Source organism: Nonomuraea purpurea (assembly GCF_042650645.1).
Classification (GTDB): domain Bacteria; phylum Actinomycetota; class Actinomycetes; order Streptosporangiales; family Streptosporangiaceae; genus Nonomuraea; species Nonomuraea purpurea.
Window position 1 is genome coordinate 517965 of sequence record NZ_JBHSBI010000002.1, and the last position, 20234, is coordinate 538198.

The window sequence follows — 20234 nt, forward strand, 5'->3', positions numbered from 1 at the left end:
AGGCCCCGAGGGTAGGAGGCGATCGTGAGAGTGGCGGTCATCGGCGGAGGGCGCATGGGCGCGGGCATCGCGCAGATCTTCCTGGTCAAGGGCGATACGGTCACCGTCCAGGAGCCGCAGGCCGACGCGGCGCGCCGGCGGATCGCCGAGGGCCTGGCCATCGCCGAGTCCAAGGGCGCGGCCCGCAGGGACGAGGCCCTGTCCAGGCTCACCATGGCCGAGGTGCCGCCGGACGCCGAGCTGGTGATCGAGGCGGTGCCCGAGGACGCGGGGCTCAAGGCCGAGGTGCTGGCCGAGGCCGAGTCGGCCATCGATGCGGGCGCCGTGCTTGCCACCAACACCAGCTCGCTGTCCATCGCCGAGCTGGCCGCCGCGCTGGGCCGCCCCGAACGCCTCATCGGCCTGCACTTCTTCAACCCCGTCCCCGTCCAGCGCCTGGTCGAGATCGTGGTCACCGACTCGACCCCCGCCGGCGTGCTGGAGCGGGCCAAGGAGTGCGTCGAGCACGTCGGCAAGACGAGCGTGGTGGTCAACGACTCGCCCGGGTTCGCCACCAGCCGGCTGGGCGTGCTGCTCGGGCTGGAGGCCATCCGCATGGTCGAGGAGGGCGTGGCCTCGGCCGAGGACATCGACACCGCCATGGCGCTCGGCTACGGCCACCCGATGGGGCCGCTGAAACTGGGTGACCTGGTCGGGCTCGACGTGCGGCTGGCCATCGCCGAATACCTGCACGCCAGGCTCGGCCCCCGGTTCGAGCCGCCGAAGCTGCTGCGCGACAAGGTCGCCGCGGGGGAGCTGGGACGCAAGAGCGGGAAGGGGTTCTACGAGTGGTGACCCGATTCGACGAGCTCATAGCCGCCGACGAACGCATCGAGCCGCGCGATCGCATGCCCGACGCCTACCGCAGGACGCTGGTCAGGCAGATCGCCCAGCACGCCCACTCCGAGATCATCGGCATGCAGCCGGAAGGCCGCTGGATCACCCGGGCGCCGAGCCTGAAACGCAAGGCGATCCTGCTGGCCAAGGTGCAGGACGAGGCCGGTCACGGCCTCTACCTCTACGGCGCGGCCGAGACCCTCGGCGTCGATCGGGACGACCTGCTCGACGCGCTGCACGAGGGCCGCCAGCGCTATTCCTCGATCTTCAACTACCCCACGCCGACCTGGGCCGACGTCGGCGCGATCGGCTGGCTCGTGGACGGCGCGGCCATCGTCAACCAGGTTCCGCTGTGCCGCTGCTCCTACGGACCGTACGCCAGGGCCATGGTCCGCATCTGCAAGGAGGAGAGCTTCCACCAGCGCCAGGGCTTCGAGCTGCTGCACACCCTCGCCCACGGCACCCCGGCCCAGCACCGCATGGCCCAGGAGGCGGTGGAGCGCTGGTACTGGCCGTCGCTGATGATGTTCGGGCCGCCGGACGAGGAGTCCACCCACTCGGCGCAGTCGATGGCCTGGAAGATCAAGCGGCACTCCAACGACGAGCTGCGCCAGCGCTTCATCGACATGCTCGTGCCCCAGTCGGAGGTCCTCGGCCTGCGCCTGCCCGATCCGGAGCTGCGCTGGAACGCCGAACGCGGCCACTACGACCACGGCGAGATCGACTGGTCGGAGTTCCGGCGGGTGCTGGCGGGCGACGGCCCCTGCAACGCCGAGCGCCTGGCCCACCGCCGCAACGCCCACGAGGAAGGGGCCTGGGTACGTGAGGCGGCGGCGGCCTACGCACGCCGCAAACAAGGGGAAATCTCATGATCTTGTGGGAAGTGTTCGTCCGGCCCAGGCGCGGGCTGTCCCACGTCCACGCCGGCAGCCTGCACGCCCCCGACGCCGAGCTGGCCCTGCGCCACGCCCGCGACCTGTTCACCCGCCGCCAGGAGGGCGTCAGCATCTGGGTGGTCCCCGCGGCGCAGATCACCGCCTCCTCGCCGGACGAGAAGGACGCCTTCTTCGACCCGGCCGCCGACAAGCCCTACCGGCACCCCACCTTCTACGACCTGCCCGAAGGGGTGAAGCATCTGTGATCGAGGCGCTGGAGATCGGCGACGACTGCCTGGTGCTGTCCCAGCGCCTGGCCGAATGGGTCACCAGGGCGCCGACGCTGGAGGAGGATATCGCGCTGGCCAACCTCAGCCTCGATCTCCTCGGCCAGGCCCGCGCCCTGCTGTCCAGGGCAGGCGACGAGGACGAACTGGCCTACCTGCGCGACCCGGAGGGTTTCCGCAACTGCCTGCTGGTCGAGCAGCCGAACGGCGACTTCGCCCATACCGTCGTCCGCCACCTGCTCTACACGGCCTTCCTGCACGCCCTCTACACCAGCCACCCGGGCGACGAGGTGGCCGCCAAGGGCGTCAAGGAGCTGGCCTACCACCGCGACTACGCGGCCCTGTGGACCGTGCGGCTGGGCCGGGGCACCGAGGAGAGCCACCGGCGCATGGCGAAGGCCCTGGAGACGCTGTGGCCGTTCACCGACGAGCTCTTCGAGGGCCGGCCGGAGCTGCGCGAGCCGTGGGCGGCGCACGTGAGCCGGGCGCTGGACACGGCCGGGCTGGCCGTGCCCGCCAACGCGCCGCAACGTTCCGGCGGGCGCAGAGGAGAGCACACCGAGCACCTGACCGAGCTGCTGCGCGAACTGCAGAGCCTGCACCGCGAGCACCTCGGGGCGTCCTGGTGACAGAGCCGGTCGAGCGGGCAAGGGCGGTCGCGGCCGCGATCCCCGACCCCGAGCTGCCCGTGGTCACGCTCGGCGACCTCGGCATCCTCAGGGACGTCCGGCACACACCGGACGGCGGCATCGAAGTGCTGATCACGCCGACGTACTCGGGCTGCCCCGCCATGGACGCCATCCGCGACGACCTGCGGCGCGCGCTGCCCGGCGTCACGATCACGACCGTCCTGTCCCCGCCGTGGACCACCGACTGGATCACCGAGGAGGGCAGGCGCAAGCTGCGCGAGCACGGCATCTCGCCGCCCGGCCGCGCGGTGATGGTGGCGCTGACCGTCCGCTGCCCCCGCTGCGGCTCGCCCAGGACCCGCCTGGTCAGCCGCTACTCCTCCACGGCCTGCAAGGCCCACTACGTCTGCCGCGACTGCCTGGAGCCTTTCGACCACGTCAAGGAGATCTGAGCGTGAGCCGCTTCCGCCCGCTGACGGTCGCCGCCGTGGATCGGCTCACCGACGACGCCGTGGCCGTGACGTTCGCCGAGCGGCTGCCGTTCGTCCAGGGCCAGCACCTGACCGTCCGCGCCCGTCCGCAGGGCGAGGAGGTGCGGCGCAGCTACTCGATCTGCTCGCCCGCCGGCGGCCCGCTCAGGATCGGCGTCAAGCGGCTGCCGGGAGGGGCCTTCAGCGAGTACGCCAACGACCGGCTCGGGCCGGGCGACGTGATCGAGGCCATGCCGCCGCTCGGCCGCTTCCACACCCCGCTGCGCCCCGACGCGGCCCGCCACCACCTGGCCGTCGTCGCGGGCAGCGGCATCACCCCGGTCCTGTCCCTGCTGGCCACCACCCTGGCGGCGGAGCCGAAGAGCCGCTTCTCCCTCGTCTACGGCAACAGGACGGCCCGCGAGGTGATGTTCGCCGAGGAGCTGGCCGACCTCAAGGACCGCTACGGGCCCCGGCTCAACCTGCTCCACGTCCTGAGCAGGGAGCCGCAGGAGGCCCCGATCGCCTCGGGCCGCATCGACGCCGCCAGGCTGCTGCCGGTCATGGGAGAGGCCGACCACTACTACCTGTGCGGGCCGATCGGCCTGGTCGAGTCGGCCCGCGCGGCGCTGCGCGGCATCGAGCCGGGGCGCGTGCACTACGAACTGTTCTACGCGGGCGAGCCGCGCCCAGCCGCCCCCACTTCCGGGGGGACGGCGCTGACGTTCACCCTCGACGGGCGCACCAGCGAGGTCGCGATGCGCGGCGGCGAGAGCGTGCTGGCCGCCGCGCTGCGGGTGCGCTCCGACGCGCCCTACGCCTGCAGGGGCGGCGTCTGCGGCACCTGCCGGGTGCGCCTGATCAGCGGCGAGGTGGGCATGGAGCAGAACTACGCGCTGGAGCGGGAAGAGCTGGCGGCGGGGTATGTCCTGGCGTGTCAGAGTCGTCCGGCGACGCCAGAGGTGCGGGTCGACTTCGACGCCTGAGCGGAGGAGGAGCGATGGCCAGACCGTTCGCCTCGTCGGCGGACCTCGATGACAAGCAGCAGGTGCTGGAGGTGCTGGCGGAGGGCGTGTACGCGCTCACGGCCGAGGGCGACCCCAACGTGGGCGCGATCGAGGGCGAGGACTTCCTGGTCTGCTTCGAGGCCCTGGCGACGCCCGTGGCCGCCCGAGAGTGGCTCGCCCGGCTCCGCGAGCACACCGACAAACCCATCAGATACCTCGTGTTGTCGCACTACCACGCCGTCAGGGTGCTGGGCGCCTCGGCGTTCGGCGCGCGGATGATCGTGGCGCACGAGAAGACCCGCGAGCTGATCGCCGAGCGCGGCGAGCAGGACTGGGCCAGCGAGTACGCCAGGATGCCCCGCCTGTTCAAGGACCCCGGCTCGATCCCGGGCCTGACGTGGCCGACGGTGACGTTCGGCGACAGGCTCACCATCCATCTGGGCGGCGACAGGGGCGAGCTGGTGCTGCGGTACTGCGGCCGGGGCCACACCGAGGGCGACCTGGTGGCCTGGCTGCCACGCCAGCGGATCATGTTCGCGGGCGACCTGGTCGAGTCGCAGGCCGCCCTCTACACCGGCGACGCCTTCCACCGCGAATGGTCGTCGGCGACCCTCGATCGGGTGGCCGCGCTCGGGGCGGAGACGCTGGTCGGCGGCAGGGGCGCGGTGGCGCGCGGCAAGGAGGGCGTGGCCGCCGCGATCGCCCAGACCCGCGACTTCCTGACGGTGATGCTGCGCGAGGTCGGCGCGGCGGGCTCGCTCAAGGAGGCCTTCGAGCGCACGCACCGGGCGCTGGCGCCCCGATACGGCTCCTGGCCCATCTTCGAGCACTGCCTGCCGTTCAACGTCTCCAGGCTCTGGGACGAGCTGCACGGCGTCGAGCGGCCGCGTATCTGGACGGCCGAACGCGACCGCGAAGTGTGGGATCAGCTCCAGCCATGAACCCAGAGGCGCAGGTCGTCGTCATCGGTGCGGGGCCCGTCGGGCAGAGCGCCGCGCTGCTGCTGGCCCGCTGGGGCGTCCAGGTGCTGGTGCTCGACCAGCGCGCCGGGCGGGAGCCCGCCGGGTCGAAGTCCATCTGCCAGCAGCGCGACGTCCTCGACATCTGGGCCGCGGCGGGGGCGGCCGGGGTGGCCGAGGAAGGGGTGGCCTGGACCACCGCGCGCACGTACTACCGCGACCGCGAGCTGCTGACCTGGTCGTTCGAGCGAGAGGGGCCGCTGCCGCCGTGCGTGAACCTCTCCCAGACCCGCACCGAGCAGATCCTGGACGCCGCCATCGCCGCCCAGCCGCTCATCGAGGTGCGCTGGAACCACGAGGTCACCGGCTTGACCCAGGACGCCTCCGGCGTGACGGTCCACTGCGGTCAGCGGCTGCTGCGCGCGTCCTACGTGGTGGCCTGCGCGGGGGCCAGGGCCCCTGCGGTGCGCGGCTCGCTGGGCGTCGCCTTCGACGGGGAGACCTTCGACGACCAGTTCCTGATCTGCGACATCAGGGCTGATCTGCCCGGCTGGGAGAACGAGCGCCGTTTCTACTTCGACCCTGTCTGGAACCCCGGCAGGCAGGTGCTCATCCATCCGTGCCCCGGCGGGACGTTCAGGATCGACTGGCAGATAGCGCCGGACTACATCCCAACAGATATCGATATTTCGCGAAAAATCCGGCAAATCATTGGGGATCGGCCGTACGAGCTGCTCTGGCACAGCACGTACCGCTTCCACTCCCGCATCGTCTCCCGCATGCGTGTCGGCCGGGTCCTGCTGGCGGGCGACTGCGCCCACCTGGTGGCCCCGTTCGGCGCGCGCGGGCTCAACTCCGGCGTGCCCGACGCCGAGAACGCGGCCTGGAAGCTGGCCTTCGTGCTCAACGGCTGGGCCGGAGAGGGGCTGCTGGAGAGCTACCACAGCGAGCGGCACGCGGCCGCGCGGGAGAACCTGGAGGTCACCGCCGCCACCATGCGCTTCCTGGCGCCCAGGACCGTGGAGGAGCGGACGCGCCGCCGGGCCGTGCTGGAGGGCGGTCCGGCCGAGCAGATCGACTCGGGACGGTTCGCCGAGCCGTTCTGGTACGTGGACTCTCCGCTGACCACGCCCGAGCCGGAGCGGCCCTTCCGTGGCAGGCCGCCCAAGGGGGCGCTGTGCGTGCCCGCGCCCGGCGTGATCCTGCCTGACATGGCACTTTCGGAGGGCCGATTGCGGGAGTTCTGTCGTGACGGTTTTCTGGTTCTTCTGGGCGATATGTGCGATTCGAGTTTGTTTGTGCAGGTCTTGGGCAAGGTCATTACGGCGCCGCTCGCCGTACGCGGGCTCGCGGAGATCGATGGGACTGGCTCGCTCGCTGAGAGGCTCGGCGCAGGGCCGGATGAGGCATGGCTCATCAGGCCCGATTCCTATATCGCCGCGATCATCCCCCATGCGGGGCCTGAGTCGGTGGCGTCCGCCGTGAGTCGCGCGATCGGCGGCTCTCCTGCACGAACAACCCCATAGGAGGACTCGTTGGCTGGCCGTAGTTCGTTTCTGATCGTCGCCAACCGGTTGCCGGTGGACCGGACGATCGAGCCTGACGGAACGGCCTCATGGCGCAGGAGCCCCGGCGGGCTCGTCACCGCGATCGCGCCGGTGATGCAGCGCCGCCACGGAGCCTGGGCCGGCTGGCACGGCGCGGCCGACGAGAAACTGGAACCGTTCGAGCAGGGCGGGATGAACCTCATCCCCATCCCGCTGTCGGCCCGCGAGGTGGAGCTCTACTACGAGGGCTTCTCCAACGCCACACTGTGGCCCCTTTACCACGACGTGGTGGCGCCGCCGGTGTTCGACCGGGCCATGTGGGAGACCTACCGGGAGGTCAACGAGCGCTTCGCCAACGCCGCCGCCGAGGCCGCGGAGGAGGGCGCGGTCGTCTGGGTGCAGGACTACCAGCTCCAGCTCGTGCCCGCGATGCTGCGCAGGCTCCGGCCCGACCTGCGCATCGGGTTCTTCCTGCACATCCCTTTCCCGCCGACCGAGCTGTTCTGGCGGCTGCCGTGGCGCAAGGACCTGGTCGAAGGGCTGCTCGGGGCCGATCTGGTGGGCTTCCAGCTCCCCGGCGGGGCCTCCAACTTCCGCAGGTTGTGCCGCAGGCTGCTCGGGCTGCCGTACAAGGGGAACGAGATCTTCCTCGACGACCGCGTCGTCACCACCCAGGCCTTCCCGATCTCCGTGGACTTCGGCCAGCTCGACGCGATGGTGCGCGAGCCGCACATCGTGGCCCGCGCCAAGGAGATCAGGCTGGAGATCGGCGACCCCGAGCACGTGCTGCTGGGCGTCGACCGGCTCGACTACACCAAGGGGATCGGGCAGCGGCTGGAGGCGTTCGGCGAACTGCTCAAGGACGGGCGGCTGCAGCCGAACGAGGCGGTCTTCGTGCAGATCGCCACGCCCAGCAGGGAACGGGTGGACGAGTACCGGCGGCTGCGCGACGACATCGAGCTGCAGGTCGGCCGGATCAACGGCGAGCACGCGCAGCTCGGCTACCAGCCGGTTCACTACTTCCACCAGTCGTATGACCACGAGGAACTGGCGGCCCTGTATCTGGCCGCCGACGTGATGGTGGTGACGCCGCTGCGCGACGGCATGAACCTGGTCGCCAAGGAGTACGTCTCCTGCCACCACGACCTGCACGGGGCGCTGGTGCTCAGCGAGTTCGCCGGGGCGGCCGACGAGCTGCGCCAGGCCCATCTGGTCAACCCGTACGACGTCGAGGACGTCAAGCGGCAGATGCTGGCCGCGATGCGGGCCACGCCGCACGAGCTGGCCCGGCGCATGCGCACCATGCGGCGCCGGGTGGCCACCTACGACGTGGACCGCTGGGCCAACGAGTTCCTCACTGCCCTGGAGTCACCGACTTCACAGACTTCCACGCGTCGTAGCGCTTCTTGGCGGTCCGGTTGACCACGATCTGGGCCACCGACATGCCCACGCCCATGAGCACGGCGTAACCGATCGCCTCGCCCATGGTGACCTCGGGCGACTCGGGGTCGACCGGCGCCTCCTTGCCGGTCGCCTTCACCCAGACGAACCCGAGGACCTTCCTGGCCGCCCACCCGGTCGCCAGACCCACCAAGCCGCCGATGACACGCCAGGCGACATCGGGCTTGTCCTCAGCCATTTCGATCTCCCTTCCCCTTTGTAACGAACACTAGTCTCTACCGCTGGCCGAGCCGGTGAAGCCCTACCATATGGAGTCATGACTCAGCAGCGACTACGCCATGCGTCCATGCCGGAAAAGCCGACCCTTGATGGCTTGGAGAAGGTATGGGTAGCTCGCTGGGACGCCGAGGGCACCTACCGTTTCGACCGGTCCAGGCCGCGCGAGCAGGTCTACTCCATCGACACGCCGCCGCCGACCGTGTCCGGTTCGCTGCACGTCGGTCACGTCTTCTCCTACACCCACACCGATATCATGGCCCGCTACCAGCGGATGATCGGCAAGTCGGTCTTCTACCCCATCGGCTGGGACGACAACGGCCTGCCCACCGAGCGGCGGGTGCAGAACGTCTACGGCGTGCGCTGCGACCCCTCCCTGCCCTATGACCCCTCCTTCGTTCCACCGGACAAGCCGGGCAAACGCGAGGTGTCCGTCTCGCGGCGCAACTTCGTGGAGCTGTGCCACAAGCTGACCGCCCTCGACGAGCAGGCGTTCGAGGAGGTGTGGCGGCGGGTCGGGCTGTCGGTCGACTGGTCGATGCTCTACACCACGATCAGCGACGAGGCGCAGGAGGTCTCGCAGCGGGCGTTCCTGCGCAACCTGGCGCGCGGCGAGGCCTACCTCGCCGAGGCCCCCACGCTGTGGGACGTCACCTACCGCACCGCGGTCGCGCAGGCCGAGCTGGAAGACCGGGAGTGGCCGGGCGCCTTCCACCGGATCTCCTTCTACGGCGAGAAGGGCCCGATCTGGATCGAGACGACCAGGCCCGAGCTGATCCCGGCGTGCGTGGCGCTGGTCGCCCACCCCGACGACGAGCGCTACCAGCCGCTGTTCGGCACCTCCGCGCTGACGCCGCTGTTCGGGGTCGAGGTGCCGATCCTGCCCCACCGGCTGGCCGAGCCCGACAAGGGGTCGGGCATCGCGATGATCTGCACGTTCGGCGACGTCACCGACGTCACCTGGTGGCGCGAGCTGCACCTGCCGACCCGGCCGATCCTCGGCTGGGACGGCAGGCTGCTGGCCGAGCCGCCGGAGGGCGTCGAGCCCGAGCCGTACAAGGAGCTGGCGGGCAAGACCGTGCACAGCGCGCGGGAGCGGATCGTGGAGTTGCTGCGCGAGGCGGGTGATCTCGACGGCGACCCCCGGCCGGTGCAGCGCACGGTGAAATTCTATGAAAAAGGCGACAAGCCCCTTGAGATCGTCACCACGCGCCAGTGGTACATCCGCAACGGCGGCCGCGAGGCCGGACTGCGTGAGCGGCTGCTGGCCCGAGGGCGCGAGCTGAGCTGGCACCCGCCGCACATGCGGGTCCGCTACGACAACTGGGTCGAGGGGCTCACCAGCGACTGGCTGATCTCGCGGCAGCGCTTCTTCGGCGTGCCGTTCCCCGTGTGGTACCCGATCGACGAGTCGGGGCAGCCCGTCCACGACGCGCCGATCGTGCCCCCGGAAGACGCGCTGCCCGTCGACCCGTCATCCGACGTGCCGCCCGGCTACACCGAGGAGCAGCGGGGCGTGCCCGGCGGGTTCATGGCCGACCCCGACGTCATGGACACCTGGGCGACCTCGTCGCTGACCCCGCAGATCGCCGGCCGCTGGGGCCGCGACGACGACCTCTTCCAGCGCGTCTTCCCCGCCGACCTGCGCTCGCAGGCCCACGAGATCATCCGCACCTGGCTGTTCTCGACCGTGGTCCGCTCCCACTACGAGTTCGGCGGGCTGCCGTGGAGCGACGTCGCGATCTCCGGGTGGATCCTCGACCCCGACCGCAAGAAGATGTCCAAGTCCAAGGGCAACGTCGTCACCCCGCTCGACCTGCTGGAACAGCACGGCTCCGACGCCGTGCGCTACTGGGCGGCCAACGGGCGCTACGGCGTCGACACCGCGTTCGACGCCGGGCAGCTCAAGATCGGGCGGCGGCTGGCCATCAAGATCCTCAACGCCTCCAAGTTCGTGCTCGGGCTCGCCGAGAGCGACGGCGCCGTCACCGAGCCACTCGACCTGTCGATGCTGGCGGCCCTGGCCGACGTCGTAGGCGAGGCCACGGAGGCGTTCGAGGCCTACGACCACACCAGGGCCATCGAGGCCGTGGAGCGCTTCTTCTGGGCGTTCTGCGACGACTACCTGGAACTGGTCAAGGCCCGCGCCTACGAGAGCGGCCCCGCCGCCGCCTCGGCCCACGCCGCGCTGCGGCAGGCGCTCGACGTGCTGCTGCGGCTGTTCGCGCCGTTCCTGCCCTTCGTCACAGAAGAGGTGTGGTCGTGGTGGCGCGAGGGCTCGGTCCACCGCGCGCCCTGGCCCGCCGCGGAACGCGGCACGGGCGACCCGGCGGTGCTGGCCGTCGCCTCCGACGTGCTCGGGCAGGTGCGCAAGGCCAAGTCGGAGGCCAAGCTGTCGATGCGGGCCGAGGTCTCCAGGCTGACCGTCACCGGGCCCGAGATCGAGCTCGTCCGGCGGGCCCAGGACGATCTGTGCGCCGCGGGCAACGTGGAGGAGTTCGTCCTCGACCCGGGCGAGGCGCTGAAGGTCGAGGTCGAGCTGGGCTGAGGCCGGGGCGTCCCGCTCACGTGTCGCGGATCACGTCGCGGTGCTGAAGTCGCCCCGCTCGACGCCGGCGAGCCTGACCTCCTCCAGGAACGCGTCGAGGACGGCCGCGTGCCGCCCGGGATCGCGCTCTCGCGCACACCCGGTGGCCCCGTAGGGGATCTCGGTGGAGCCGCGCGCTCCGGGACGGCTGGGCTGGGTGGGCAGGAAGCCGGTGTCGACGAGCCGGCGTTCCTGTGGGTGTTCCTCTCGCCGATGCGTACGATGCGGGAACTGCCCGGCAGCGGTCGCGCCCTTCCGTCTTGGCACGACTTTTGGGGCATGTGGGGCATGTGGGACAATTAACGGTTACGCTTAGAGCGGGGTGGGGGATATCGGCGCGCATCCTGGGCCCGGACGTGCCAGTCTTGAACACGTGCTGCCCGACCGCCCAATCAAGCTCGTGCCACCCGTGCTGGCCAAGATGGCCGCGTGGGCCGCGTGCCTGATCCTCGTCGGCGTGGTCGTCTACTTCTCCGCCCTGGTCGTCGCCCGCCTGACGTTCGTGGCGCTGCCCGTGGCGATCGCCCTCCTGCTGACCGCGCTGCTCTTCCCGCTGACCAACGCCCTGCGCGGCGCGGGCATGCGCCCCATCTACGCCACGTGGATCACCATGCTCGTGGCCCTGGCCGTGCTGGCGGGCACGGGCTGGCTGGTCGGCGCGCGGGCCAGCGAAGAGTTCCCCAACCTGGTCACGCAGGTCCAGCAGACCGCCAGATCCGTCCAGGAATGGCTCATCACCGGCCCGCTGCACCTCAAAGAGGCGCAGATCACGGGCTACGTCGACGAGATCGCCGCCATGGTCAACGCGCAGCGCACGGCCATCACCGGCACCCTGTTGTCGGCGGGGGCGGTGGCCTTCGAGGTGCTCGCGTCCATCGTGTTGCTGCTGTTCGTGACGTTCTTCCTGCTCAAGGACGGCGACCGCATCTGGGCGTGGTTCCTCCGGGCGTTCGGCGGCGTGGCGCCGAGGGTCGACCGCGCCGGGCGGGCCGCGTGGACCACGCTCTCCCACTACGTGCAGGGCACCGTGGCCGTGGCCGCCGTGCACGGGCTGGTCATGGGCATCGTGCTGGCGGGCATGGGCGTCCCGCTGTGGGCGCCGCTGGCCGTGCTCATCTTCTTCGCCAGCTTCATCCCCATCGTCGGCATCTTCTTCGCCGGCACGGTCGCCACCCTCGTCACACTGGGCGCCAAGGGCCTCGTCTACGCGCTGATCTTCCTCGGCATCCTCATCGTCGAACAACAACTCGAAAACCACGTGTTGCAGCCGCTGATCGTGGGGCGGGCGCTCAACTTCCATCCGCTGGCGATCATCCTGGTGCTGTCCGTCGGGGGCATCCTGGCGGGCATCGCGGGGGCCGCCGTGGCCGTGCCGGTGGCGGCGGTGATCTACCGTGCCCTGCCGGAACTCAGACACGAACGCCCAGCCCTGCCGCCGCCCGGCCACGCGGGGGTCTCCCGCGAGGGGGAGCCGCCCCCGCCGAAGGACACCGAGCCCGCCAAGGGCGACGCGCCCCAAGGTGACATTCCCGAACCCCGGAGTGACGAGCGGCTCTCGCCCGCGGGCAGCCGCCCCGCTGACGACAGCCGGCGCGACGACACCGAGTAACCTCGTCACCCGTGACCCGTTCCTCCCTCACCACTCCGCCGCCGGACGCCCACCCGCCCGCGGCGCACCCGGACGCGCCCCCGCCGGGCGCCACCCTGGCCTCCCACTACCACCGCTGTTTCGGCTGCGGCGCCGACCACCCGACCGGCCTGCACCTGGCCGCCAGGACGCCCGACGGGGCGATCGTCGAGGCCGAGTTCACCGTGGGGGAGGCCCACCAGGGCGCGCCCATGCTGGCGCACGGCGGCGTGCTGGCCGCCGCCATGGACGAGGTCATCGGAATGTCCGTCTACCTGTTGCACAAGCCCTATGTGACAGGACGGCTGGAGACCGACTACCTTCTCCCCGTTCCCGTGGGCACGACACTCCACCTGCGCGCCTGGTGCAACGGCATCACGGGCAGAAAGGCGTACCTTGAGGCTGAGGGGCGCATCAGCGCCCCCGACGGACCGGTCGCCGTGCGCGCGGCAGCGCTGTTCATCGAGGTGGACATGGAGCACTTCGCCGAACACGGAGACCTGGCCGCCATCACCGCAGAGCACCAGGACTACGAGGTGAACCCTTGAGCGACGTGGAGGTCCTCGTCCAGCGGCTCGACGCCGAGCTGCCGATGCCGTCCTACGCCCATCCGGGAGACGCGGGCGCCGACCTCCACGCGGCCGAGGACGTCGAGCTGATGCCAGGAGAGCGGGCCGTGATCGGCACGGGCGTGGCGATCGCCCTGCCCAACGGCTACGCCGCCTTCGTGCACCCGCGTTCCGGCCTGGCGGCCAAGCACGGCGTCACGCTGGTCAACGCGCCCGGCACGGTCGACGCCGGATACCGGGGCGAGATCAGGGTGACGCTGATCAACACCGACGCCAAGGAGCCGTTCCGGCTGCGGCGCGGTGACCGTGTCGCCCAACTCGTCGTCCAGCGGGTCGAGCGCGCGGCATTCCACGAGGTGGAACGCCTGCCGGGCTCGACGCGCGGTGCGAACGGATTCGGATCCACAGGACGATGACCATCGGGCCGCATGGCGGCCCCGTGAGCAAGGAGAGTGAGGAACGTGTTCCGACGTCGTCGTCGTGAGCAGCCGGAGCAGGCGGTCGACCAGGAGTCTGCGGCCCCCGAGCGAGAGTCCGGCCCGTGGGACGCCGACGAGCCCCACCCCGACACCGACAGGATCGACCTCGGCGGCCTGCGGCTGCCGCACAACCCCGACTTCGACGTGCGCCTGGCCTCGGTCGGCGACCAGCACGTCGGCGTCGTGGTCCTGTACGAGGAGAACTCGCTCCAGCTCCAGGCCCTGGCCGCACCGCGCAGCACGGGCCTGTGGGACGAGATCAAGACCAAGATCCGGGCACAGGCGAAAGACCTGGAGGAGCGGGAAGGCCCGTTCGGCACCGAACTGACGGGCGAGATGAAGGTCGACGGCGACGTCCGGCCCGCCCGATATCTGGGCATCGACGGGCCGCGCTGGTTCCTGCTCGGGGTGATCTCCGGCAGCGGCGCGTTCGACGAGGCCGTGGACGGGGCGTTCGTCGAGTTCATCAAGGACGTCGTGGTCGTCCGGGGCGACGAGCCGATGGCCCGCGAAGAGCCGATCCCGCTGCGCCGCCCCAACGAGGCGGCCGACGAGACCGACGAGGGGCCGAGTTTCAACCCGTTCAGACGAGGTCCTGAAATCAGTGAGATTCGCTGAGGGCTGACATCACATAGGCTGATGCATCATGAGTACGGCAGAGCCTCCGAAACGCGGGGGATTGCGGGGCTTCTTCAGTCGGCTGGCCTCACCCCAGTCGGAGATCGAAGCCCAGGAGCTGCGCGAAGACGCCGATGAGGTCGGTGCGACACCGATCGTGTCGTGTGGCGGACGCCGACGCTTCTGCGTTGCGGGTACGCTACGTACGGTGACACTGCGTCCAAGAGGTGGAGCTCCCGCTCTCGAGGCCGAGCTCTACGACGGGTCCGACGTGATCGACCTGGTGTGGCTCGGCCGCCGTAAGATCGCCGGCATCGAGCCCGGCCGCACCGTCAAGGCCGAGGGCCTGGTCAGCGTGCAGGACGGGCGCAAGGTGATGTTCAATCCGCGTTACGAGCTGCGCCCAGGGAGTTGATTCAGTGAGTGCTGAGGCGGAAGAGACCGCCCACGACACCGTAGAGGCCGCGGTGCGAGCCCAGCTCGCCAAGGCGTTCGGAGGTGTGCGCGGCATCATCGAGGCCGCGGTCCCGACGATCGCGTTCACGCTGTCGTGGATCTTCACAGAAGATCTGAAGCTGTCTCTCATCATCAGCATCTCGCTGGCGGTCGTGCTGCTGGTGGTGCGGATCGTGCAGCGGTCCACGCCACAGTTCGTGATCAACAGCCTGATCGGCATCGCGATCGGCGCGTTCTTCGCCAGCCGCACCGGCGACGCGAAAGACTACTTCCTGCCCGGCATCCTGTACAACGGCGCCTACATGGTGGCGATGCTCCTGTCCATCGTCACCCGGTGGCCCGTCGTGGGCTTCCTGATCGGCTCGGTCACCGGCGACCCGACCGGCTGGCACAAGGACCCCGGCATCGTGAAGCTCTGCACCCGCCTGACCTGGCTGCTCATGCTGCCGTGCGCGGTCAGGGTGGCGGTGCAGGGGCCCGTGTACCTGTTCGGCGGGGGGGACGAGGCGGTGGCGGCGCTCGGGTTCGCCAAGATCGCGATGGGCTGGCCACTCCAGGTGGCCGCCCTGGCCGCGATGTTGTGGGTACTCGGCCGAGGCCGCACCCCCATCAAATCTCCGGTCGCCCCGGCCTGATCTCCCCTCGACCCGGCCTTCGCCCTTGATGCGCCGGTCTGGCCGACACCTCGGCCGGACCGGCGCTCCGGTCTGGCCGTCGCGCCCAGCCTGAGCTGCGCTTCTGTCGATCCGCGTCCCTGATCTGATCGTCGATTGGTGGGCTTTGTTGCCATTCGGGTTGCGCCGATAGTCAATTCATCGATATATATCGGCGACATGAAACCTAGATCGATGCAGGAACCCACGTTCCTGATCCTGACCGCGCTGGCGTCCGAGCCCCAGCACGGCTACGGCATCATCACGGACGTTCTTCAGATCTCCGGCGAACGGGTGCGGCTACGTGCCGGGACCCTCTACGCGGCCCTGGACCGACTGCAGGGAGAGGGCCTGGTAGCGGCCGACCGCGAGGAGATCGTCGACGGGCGGGCGCGGCGGTACTACCGGCTGACATCCGAGGGGGAGGCGCGGCTGGCGGAGGAGGTCGAACGGTTGCGGCGGAACGTGGAAACAGCGGGTTCCCGCCTACGCGCCCGCATCCTCCCGGCCCTCACCACCGCCCTGCGATCAGCCCTCGCTCCGGCGAATGCCACCCGATCCCCGGGGAACGTCGTCCGAGTCCAGGGGAGCACCACGTGACCCCTATGGAGCGCGACCTGCCCCCGTTGGAGCGGCGTTACCGCAGGCTGCTGGCCTGCTATCCGAAGGAGCATCGGGAGCGGCACGAGGAGGAGATGGTCGCGGTCCTGCTCGCCGGATCCGCCCCCGGACGTGACCGGCCGACCGTACGCGACACGCTCGACCTGCTGCGCGGCGCCCTGACGATCCGTCTGCGCCATGCCGTCACCGGCCGCGAGTCCCTCGGCCACTGGCGCGACGCCGTCAACATCGCGGCCCTCATCACGCCGATCGCGCTCTTGATCGGCTGGAGCTTGCCGTCCGCGTCGACTCTCCAGAGGATCATCAGCGGTTCGTACCTGCTGAGAGACACGCTGATGGTGCTGGAATTCTGCGCCTGGGTCCTGCCGTACGGTCTGATCGCGTTGCTGGCGTGGCTGGGCCGCCCCAGGGCGGCGGCCGTCTGCGCGTGGGCTTTCATGGCGTTTCGAGGCTTCATTCTGTTCGACCGCGTGCGCGATTTGCCGGTGGACGCGGTTGCCGGTCAACGGGACGGTTTTCTTCTCGTCCAGGCGGACGGCGTGCTTCTTGTCACGAGCGGTGCCACGTCCGTCGGCGCCATCGTGGTGGCCATGCTGCCCGCCTGTCTGTGCGCCCTGCTGCTGACGTTCGCGCCCGCGCCCGGACCAGGCCCGCTGGGGACGCGGCGGCTGCTGGGCTGGACGGTGGTCGTGTCCGCCTCCCTGCTCGCCGGTCCTGAGGTGATGAGGTTGTGGGTGCTGGCCGTCGTCGGGGTGGGCGTGTTGCTGGCGCTGCGCTCTCCCGTCGGCCGCCGGACGCTGGTCGTGCTGCTGCCGCTGATGGGCCATCTCGCGGGTGACGTTACGCGACTCGGGACGCTGACCACCCTGATGACCCTCGCCACGGTGTCGCTGTTGGCGCTGGTGGTGCCGGTGTGGCTGGCGAGGGGCGCCAAGGCCGTCTGACGCCGGCGAATGCGGCCCGAGCCTGGAGCATCAGGTGGTCCTAAGCTTGGCCGGTGAGCATTATGCAGGTTCCAGGATCGAAGTCCATCACCGCCCGCGCCCTGTTCCTGGCCGCCGCGTCCCGGGGAGTGACGGTGCTGCGCCGTCCGCTCGTCTCCGACGACTCGGAAGGCTTCGCCGAGGGGCTGCGCACGCTGGGCTACCGTGTGGAGCGCGGTGCGCGGGACTGGACGATCGAGGGCCGTCCTGAAGGGCCGCCGGCCGCCGAGGCCGAGGTCTACTGCCGTGACGGCGCCACGACCGCCCGGTTCCTGCCCGCGCTCGCGGCTGCCGGTGAGGGGGTCTTCCGGTTCGACGCCTCCGCCCAGATGCGCCGCCGCCCGCTGGGCCCGCTCACGAACGCCCTGCGCGACCTCGGCGTCGACCTGAGCCACGACGAGCAGGAGGGGCACCACCCGATCACCATCAGGGCGAACGGCATCAAAGGCGGCCAGATCACGCTCGACGCGGGGCTGTCGTCGCAGTTCCTGACCGCGTTGCTGCTCCTCGGCCCCCTCACCGATGAGGGCCTGCGGATCACGGTCACGGACCTGGTCTCGGCCCCGTATGTGGAGATCACGCTGGCGATGATGCGCCGCTTCGGGGTGGAGGTGGGCCGCGAGGGCGACACGTTCGTCGTGCCGCCGCAGCCGTACCAGGCCGCCGACTACACGATCGAGCCCGACGCGTCCACGGCCAGTTACCCGCTCGCCGCCGCCGCGCTCACCGGCCGGACTGTGACCATTCCCGGGCTCGGGTCGGGTTCGCTGCAGGGGGATGTGCGCTTCGCCGAGGTTCTCGAACGTATGGGCGCCTCGGTGGACCTCGCCCCCGACTCCATCACCCTCACCGGGAACGGCCGGTTGCGCGGCCTGACAGTGAACATGCGCGATATTTCCGACACCGTCCCCACACTCGCCGCCATCGCCCCCTTCGCCGACGCCCCCGTCCGGATCGAGGACGTCTACAACATCCGCGTCAAGGAGTGCGACCGGTTGGAGGCCTGCGCCGAGAACCTGCGCCGCCTCGGCGTCCCGGTGACCACCGGCCGCGACTGGATCGAGATTCACCCGGCCACCCCGCGTCCCGCCGGCATCGCCTGCCACGGCGACCACCGGATCGCGATGTCGTTCAGCGTCACGGGCCTGCGCACGCCGGGCATCACGCTGGACGACCCGGGATGCGTCAAGAAAACCTTCCCCGACTTCCACCAGGCGCTCGGCGAACTGCGGACGGCGTGGGGCCTCTGAGCGGTAAAGATCTCCAGAGCATTCCCTGGATAACTTGATCCACAACGCTGGGTACGAAGGACGGCGAAAGATCATCTCGTATCGCATCGGGGGGATACCCATGCTGAGAAGCACCATCGCCGCCCTGGCCATGACCGGCGCAGCCCTGCTGTTGGCAGCCGGTCCCGCCGCCGCCGATCAACGCTTGTCGAAGGTCGCGTGCGTGCCGGGCATGACGGACGTACTCACCACGAGCGTTCCCATGCTGGGGCAGCTGACCGTCTGCGGCAACCCCATGGGCCGCCCCTGGGGTTACCCGGTCTCCCCGTGGGGTTACCCGGTCTTTCGCTGGGGCTACCCAGTCTGGTGAGTGCGTCGGGACCCCTCGCCGAGGCGGGAGAGGGGTCCCTTCAGCCACGGCGGCCCCATACGGAGCGGTAACGGATGGCGATCAGCACGAATCTCCCCCGTTGGTGACGATTGAAGGCAGCAACCAGCCGCTGATCCGCGCCGGGTTCAAGGCGCTGCTCTCCTCTGAGCCCGACATCGCTGTGGTGGCCGAGGCCGGCGACGGCGCGCAGGTCGTCGAGCCGGCCGGCGCGCACCTGCCGGACGTGGCGCTGCTGGATGTCAGGATGCCGCTGCTCGACGGCATCGCCGCCACCCGACGCGGTACGTGTCGTCGCCTGCGGGGACGGCGGCCTGCGCGGCAACCCCGTCCTGAACGGGGGCTGACCCTGGGGGCCCTCAGTGCTGGGACAGCAGGTGGGCGAGCTCCTGCTCCACCTCCTGGTTGGCCACGAACAGCAGTTCGTCCCCGGCCTCCAGAGGATCGTCCGCCGTGGGCACCAGGACCCGCCCCTCGCGCAGGATGGCCACGAGGGCGGCGTCGGTGGGCCAGGGGACGGAGCCGGCGCGCTGGCCCACGACCGGGGCGTCCTCGGCCAGGGTGAGCTCCACGAGGTTGGCCTGGCCCTGGCGGAAGGTCATCAGGCGGACGAGGTCGCCGACGCTGACCGCCTCCTCGACCAGCGCGCTCAGCAGGCGCGGGGTGGAGACGGCGACGTCGACGCCCCAGGACTCGTTGAAGAGCCACTCGTTGTTGGGGTGGTTGATGCGGGCCACCACGCGGGGCACGCCGTACTCGGTCTTGGCCAGCAGCGACACCACGAGGTTGACCTTGTCGTCGCCGGAGGAGGCGACGACGACGTGGCAGTTGTTGAGGCCGGCCTCGTCGAGGGAGGCGATTTCGCAGGCGTCGGCGAGCAGCCATTCGGCCCGCGGCACGCTGTCGATCTTGATGGCGCGGGGGTCGATGTCGATGAGCAGGACCTCGTGGCCGTTCTCGAGGAGTTCGGAGGCGATCGAACGGCCGACGGCGCCCGCTCCGGCGATGGCGACGCGCATCAGTGGTCCTCTTCCGGTGCCGCGGCGAGCACCTTGTTGATCCGGTCCATGTCGTTCTCCGCCGCGATGGCGTGCAGTACGTCGCCTTCCTGCACCACGGTGTCGTCGGAGATGGTCAGGGCCTCGCCCATGCGGTTGATGAAGGCGATGCGGACCTTGACGCGCCCTTCGAGGTCGACGACGCGGGTGCCGATCCAGGAGGTGTGCACGGTGACCTCGGCCAGGACGACGGTGCCCGTGGGGTCGCGCCAGAGCGGCTCGGCGCCTTCGGGGAGGATGCGGCGCAGGATCTGGTCGGCCGTCCAGCGTACGGTCGCCACCGTGGGGATGCCCAGCCGCTGGTAGACCTCGGCCCGGCGGGGGTCGTAGATGCGGGCCACCACGTTGTCGACGCCGAACGTCTCGCGGGCCACCCGGGCGGAGATGATGTTGGAGTTGTCGCCGCTGGAGACCGCGACGTACGCGGTGGCGGATTCGATGCCGGCCTCGGTGAGCACGTCGCGATCGAAGCCCACACCCGTTACCCGCCGCCCGCGGAACCCGGCGCGAAGCCGCCGGAACGCCTGCGGGTCGCGGTCGATGATGGCGACGGAATGGCCGCTGTCTTCGAGGATGTGGGCCAGGGTCGATCCGACCCGGCCACATCCCATGATCACTATATGCATTTCCCCCCGCATC

The 20234-nt window shown here is 70.3% G+C and carries 24 protein-coding genes and 1 pseudogene; 21 read left to right on the forward strand and 4 right to left on the reverse strand.

The genetic code is table 11. The annotated features are described in order from the left end of the window. The first annotated feature begins 24 nt into the window (after window positions 1-24). Genes ACFOY2_RS06315 through ACFOY2_RS06355 form a run of 9 tightly spaced genes read left to right on the forward strand, consistent with a single transcriptional unit; the run spans window position 25 to window position 8072 of the window. Window positions 25-834 (forward strand): 3-hydroxyacyl-CoA dehydrogenase family protein, encoded by an 810-nt coding sequence (locus ACFOY2_RS06315; RefSeq protein ID WP_379526959.1) that lies wholly within the window; start codon window positions 25-27, stop codon window positions 832-834. A gap of 53 nt (window positions 835-887) precedes the next feature. Beyond that, window positions 888-1748, forward strand: a complete 861-nt coding sequence (paaA, locus tag ACFOY2_RS06320; RefSeq protein WP_449290128.1) for a 1,2-phenylacetyl-CoA epoxidase subunit PaaA — start codon at window positions 888-890, stop codon at window positions 1746-1748. Next, window positions 1745-2017, forward strand: a complete 273-nt coding sequence (gene paaB / locus ACFOY2_RS06325) for a 1,2-phenylacetyl-CoA epoxidase subunit PaaB (protein WP_379526961.1) — start codon at window positions 1745-1747, stop codon at window positions 2015-2017. The genes paaA and paaB overlap by 4 nt, the downstream gene beginning before the upstream one ends. Then, a complete protein-coding gene (paaC, locus tag ACFOY2_RS06330) occupies window positions 2014-2667 on the forward strand; it encodes a 1,2-phenylacetyl-CoA epoxidase subunit PaaC (RefSeq protein ID WP_379526962.1) in 654 nt (217 codons plus the stop codon). The genes paaB and paaC overlap by 4 nt, the downstream gene beginning before the upstream one ends. Beyond that, entirely contained in the window at window positions 2661-3119 is a 459-nt protein-coding gene (gene paaD / locus ACFOY2_RS06335; protein ID WP_379527007.1) for a 1,2-phenylacetyl-CoA epoxidase subunit PaaD, read from the forward strand. The genes paaC and paaD overlap by 7 nt, the downstream gene beginning before the upstream one ends. 2 nt (window positions 3120-3121) lie before the next feature. Further along, a complete protein-coding gene (locus ACFOY2_RS06340; RefSeq protein WP_379526963.1) occupies window positions 3122-4123 on the forward strand; it encodes a 2Fe-2S iron-sulfur cluster-binding protein in 1002 nt (333 codons plus the stop codon). Between the two features lie 14 nt (window positions 4124-4137). Next, on the forward strand, window positions 4138-5085 hold the full coding sequence (locus ACFOY2_RS06345) for an MBL fold metallo-hydrolase (RefSeq protein ID WP_379526964.1): 948 nt from the start codon (window positions 4138-4140) through the stop codon (window positions 5083-5085). Beyond that, window positions 5082-6629, forward strand: a complete 1548-nt coding sequence (locus ACFOY2_RS06350; protein WP_379526965.1) for an FAD-dependent monooxygenase — start codon at window positions 5082-5084, stop codon at window positions 6627-6629. Before ACFOY2_RS06345 ends, ACFOY2_RS06350 begins: the two co-directional genes overlap by 4 nt. A gap of 9 nt (window positions 6630-6638) precedes the next feature. Further along, window positions 6639-8072, forward strand: coding sequence for an alpha,alpha-trehalose-phosphate synthase (UDP-forming) (locus ACFOY2_RS06355; protein WP_379526966.1), 1434 nt, complete (start codon window positions 6639-6641; stop codon window positions 8070-8072). Here ACFOY2_RS06355 and ACFOY2_RS06360 read toward each other — a convergent pair. Continuing rightward, entirely contained in the window at window positions 8005-8289 is a 285-nt protein-coding gene (locus ACFOY2_RS06360; protein ID WP_379526967.1) for a DUF4235 domain-containing protein, read from the reverse strand. The two genes, ACFOY2_RS06355 and ACFOY2_RS06360, sit on opposite strands and share 68 nt — an antisense overlap. Before the next feature lie 78 nt (window positions 8290-8367). Here ACFOY2_RS06360 and valS point away from each other — a divergent pair, with 78 nt between their 5' ends. Beyond that, window positions 8368-10875 (forward strand): valine--tRNA ligase, encoded by a 2508-nt coding sequence (gene valS / locus ACFOY2_RS06365; RefSeq protein ID WP_379526968.1) that lies wholly within the window; start codon window positions 8368-8370, stop codon window positions 10873-10875. A gap of 30 nt (window positions 10876-10905) precedes the next feature. Here the strand turns inward: valS and ACFOY2_RS06370 are convergent, their stop codons facing one another. Then, a complete protein-coding gene (locus ACFOY2_RS06370) occupies window positions 10906-11181 on the reverse strand; it encodes a hypothetical protein (protein ID WP_379526969.1) in 276 nt (91 codons plus the stop codon). A gap of 106 nt (window positions 11182-11287) precedes the next feature. Here ACFOY2_RS06370 and ACFOY2_RS06375 point away from each other — a divergent pair, with 106 nt between their 5' ends. The 11 genes and pseudogenes from ACFOY2_RS06375 to ACFOY2_RS06425 form a co-directional block, all read left to right on the forward strand. Then, complete coding sequence (locus tag ACFOY2_RS06375; RefSeq protein WP_379526970.1) at window positions 11288-12523, forward strand: AI-2E family transporter; 1236 nt, start codon at window positions 11288-11290, stop codon at window positions 12521-12523. Window positions 12524-12534: 11 nt separating this feature from the next. After that, window positions 12535-13089 carry a PaaI family thioesterase gene (locus ACFOY2_RS06380; protein ID WP_379526971.1) on the forward strand — a complete coding sequence of 185 codons (555 nt, stop codon included), beginning with the start codon at window positions 12535-12537 and terminating at the stop codon, window positions 13087-13089. Further along, on the forward strand, window positions 13086-13526 hold the full coding sequence (gene dut, locus ACFOY2_RS06385; protein WP_379526972.1) for a dUTP diphosphatase: 441 nt from the start codon (window positions 13086-13088) through the stop codon (window positions 13524-13526). Before ACFOY2_RS06380 ends, dut begins: the two co-directional genes overlap by 4 nt. A gap of 45 nt (window positions 13527-13571) precedes the next feature. Then, window positions 13572-14207: a DUF3710 domain-containing protein gene (locus ACFOY2_RS06390; RefSeq protein WP_379526973.1), complete on the forward strand. Its 636-nt coding sequence runs from the start codon at window positions 13572-13574 to the stop codon at window positions 14205-14207. Window positions 14208-14415: 208 nt separating this feature from the next. Continuing rightward, entirely contained in the window at window positions 14416-14622 is a 207-nt protein-coding gene (locus ACFOY2_RS54735) for an OB-fold nucleic acid binding domain-containing protein (protein ID WP_226899902.1), read from the forward strand. Window positions 14623-14626: 4 nt separating this feature from the next. Beyond that, the gene (locus ACFOY2_RS06400; protein ID WP_379526974.1) at window positions 14627-15298 is read left to right on the forward strand and encodes a DUF3159 domain-containing protein; all 672 of its coding nucleotides are present in this window, start codon (window positions 14627-14629) and stop codon (window positions 15296-15298) included. 213 nt (window positions 15299-15511) lie between these two features. Continuing rightward, window positions 15512-15916 (forward strand): PadR family transcriptional regulator, encoded by a 405-nt coding sequence (locus ACFOY2_RS06405; RefSeq protein WP_379526975.1) that lies wholly within the window; start codon window positions 15512-15514, stop codon window positions 15914-15916. After that, complete coding sequence (locus tag ACFOY2_RS06410; protein ID WP_379526976.1) at window positions 15913-16881, forward strand: hypothetical protein; 969 nt, start codon at window positions 15913-15915, stop codon at window positions 16879-16881. The genes ACFOY2_RS06405 and ACFOY2_RS06410 overlap by 4 nt, the downstream gene beginning before the upstream one ends. A 62-nt stretch (window positions 16882-16943) precedes the next feature. Next, the gene (gene aroA, locus ACFOY2_RS06415; RefSeq protein WP_379527008.1) at window positions 16944-18170 is read left to right on the forward strand and encodes a 3-phosphoshikimate 1-carboxyvinyltransferase; all 1227 of its coding nucleotides are present in this window, start codon (window positions 16944-16946) and stop codon (window positions 18168-18170) included. Window positions 18171-18270: 100 nt separating this feature from the next. Then, window positions 18271-18519: a hypothetical protein gene (locus tag ACFOY2_RS06420; protein WP_379526977.1), complete on the forward strand. Its 249-nt coding sequence runs from the start codon at window positions 18271-18273 to the stop codon at window positions 18517-18519. Window positions 18520-18703: 184 nt separating this feature from the next. Next, a pseudogene (locus tag ACFOY2_RS06425) lies at window positions 18704-18760 on the forward strand (hypothetical protein); the annotation flags it as partial. A 136-nt stretch (window positions 18761-18896) separates the two neighbouring features. On the opposite strand, the gene ACFOY2_RS06430 reads toward ACFOY2_RS06425, so the two are convergent. Together ACFOY2_RS06430 and ACFOY2_RS06435 are read right to left on the reverse strand one after the other, a co-directional pair. Continuing rightward, on the reverse strand, window positions 18897-19556 hold the full coding sequence (locus ACFOY2_RS06430) for a potassium channel family protein (RefSeq protein ID WP_357804698.1): 660 nt from the start codon (window positions 19554-19556) through the stop codon (window positions 18897-18899). Further along, window positions 19556-20221: a potassium channel family protein gene (locus ACFOY2_RS06435; protein WP_379526978.1), complete on the reverse strand. Its 666-nt coding sequence runs from the start codon at window positions 20219-20221 to the stop codon at window positions 19556-19558. Before ACFOY2_RS06435 ends, ACFOY2_RS06430 begins: the two co-directional genes overlap by 1 nt. Window positions 20222-20234: the final 13 nt, after the last annotated feature.

Coding starts and splice junctions, on each gene's coding strand:
- valS (WP_379526968.1), top strand. CDS start 8,368: ATGACTCAGCAGCGACTACGCCATGCGTCCATGCCGGAAAAGCCGACC.
- ACFOY2_RS06405 (WP_379526975.1), top strand. CDS start 15,512: ATGCAGGAACCCACGTTCCTGATCCTGACCGCGCTGGCGTCCGAGCCC.
- ACFOY2_RS06345 (WP_379526964.1), top strand. CDS start 4,138: ATGGCCAGACCGTTCGCCTCGTCGGCGGACCTCGATGACAAGCAGCAG.
- paaB (WP_379526961.1), top strand. CDS start 1,745: ATGATCTTGTGGGAAGTGTTCGTCCGGCCCAGGCGCGGGCTGTCCCAC.
- ACFOY2_RS06360 (WP_379526967.1), bottom strand. CDS start 8,289: ATGGCTGAGGACAAGCCCGATGTCGCCTGGCGTGTCATCGGCGGCTTG.
- ACFOY2_RS06420 (WP_379526977.1), top strand. CDS start 18,271: ATGCTGAGAAGCACCATCGCCGCCCTGGCCATGACCGGCGCAGCCCTG.
- ACFOY2_RS06350 (WP_379526965.1), top strand. CDS start 5,082: ATGAACCCAGAGGCGCAGGTCGTCGTCATCGGTGCGGGGCCCGTCGGG.
- aroA (WP_379527008.1), top strand. CDS start 16,944: ATGCAGGTTCCAGGATCGAAGTCCATCACCGCCCGCGCCCTGTTCCTG.
- ACFOY2_RS06435 (WP_379526978.1), bottom strand. CDS start 20,221: ATGCATATAGTGATCATGGGATGTGGCCGGGTCGGATCGACCCTGGCC.
- ACFOY2_RS06430 (WP_357804698.1), bottom strand. CDS start 19,556: ATGCGCGTCGCCATCGCCGGAGCGGGCGCCGTCGGCCGTTCGATCGCC.
- paaA (WP_449290128.1), top strand. CDS start 888: ATGCCCGACGCCTACCGCAGGACGCTGGTCAGGCAGATCGCCCAGCAC.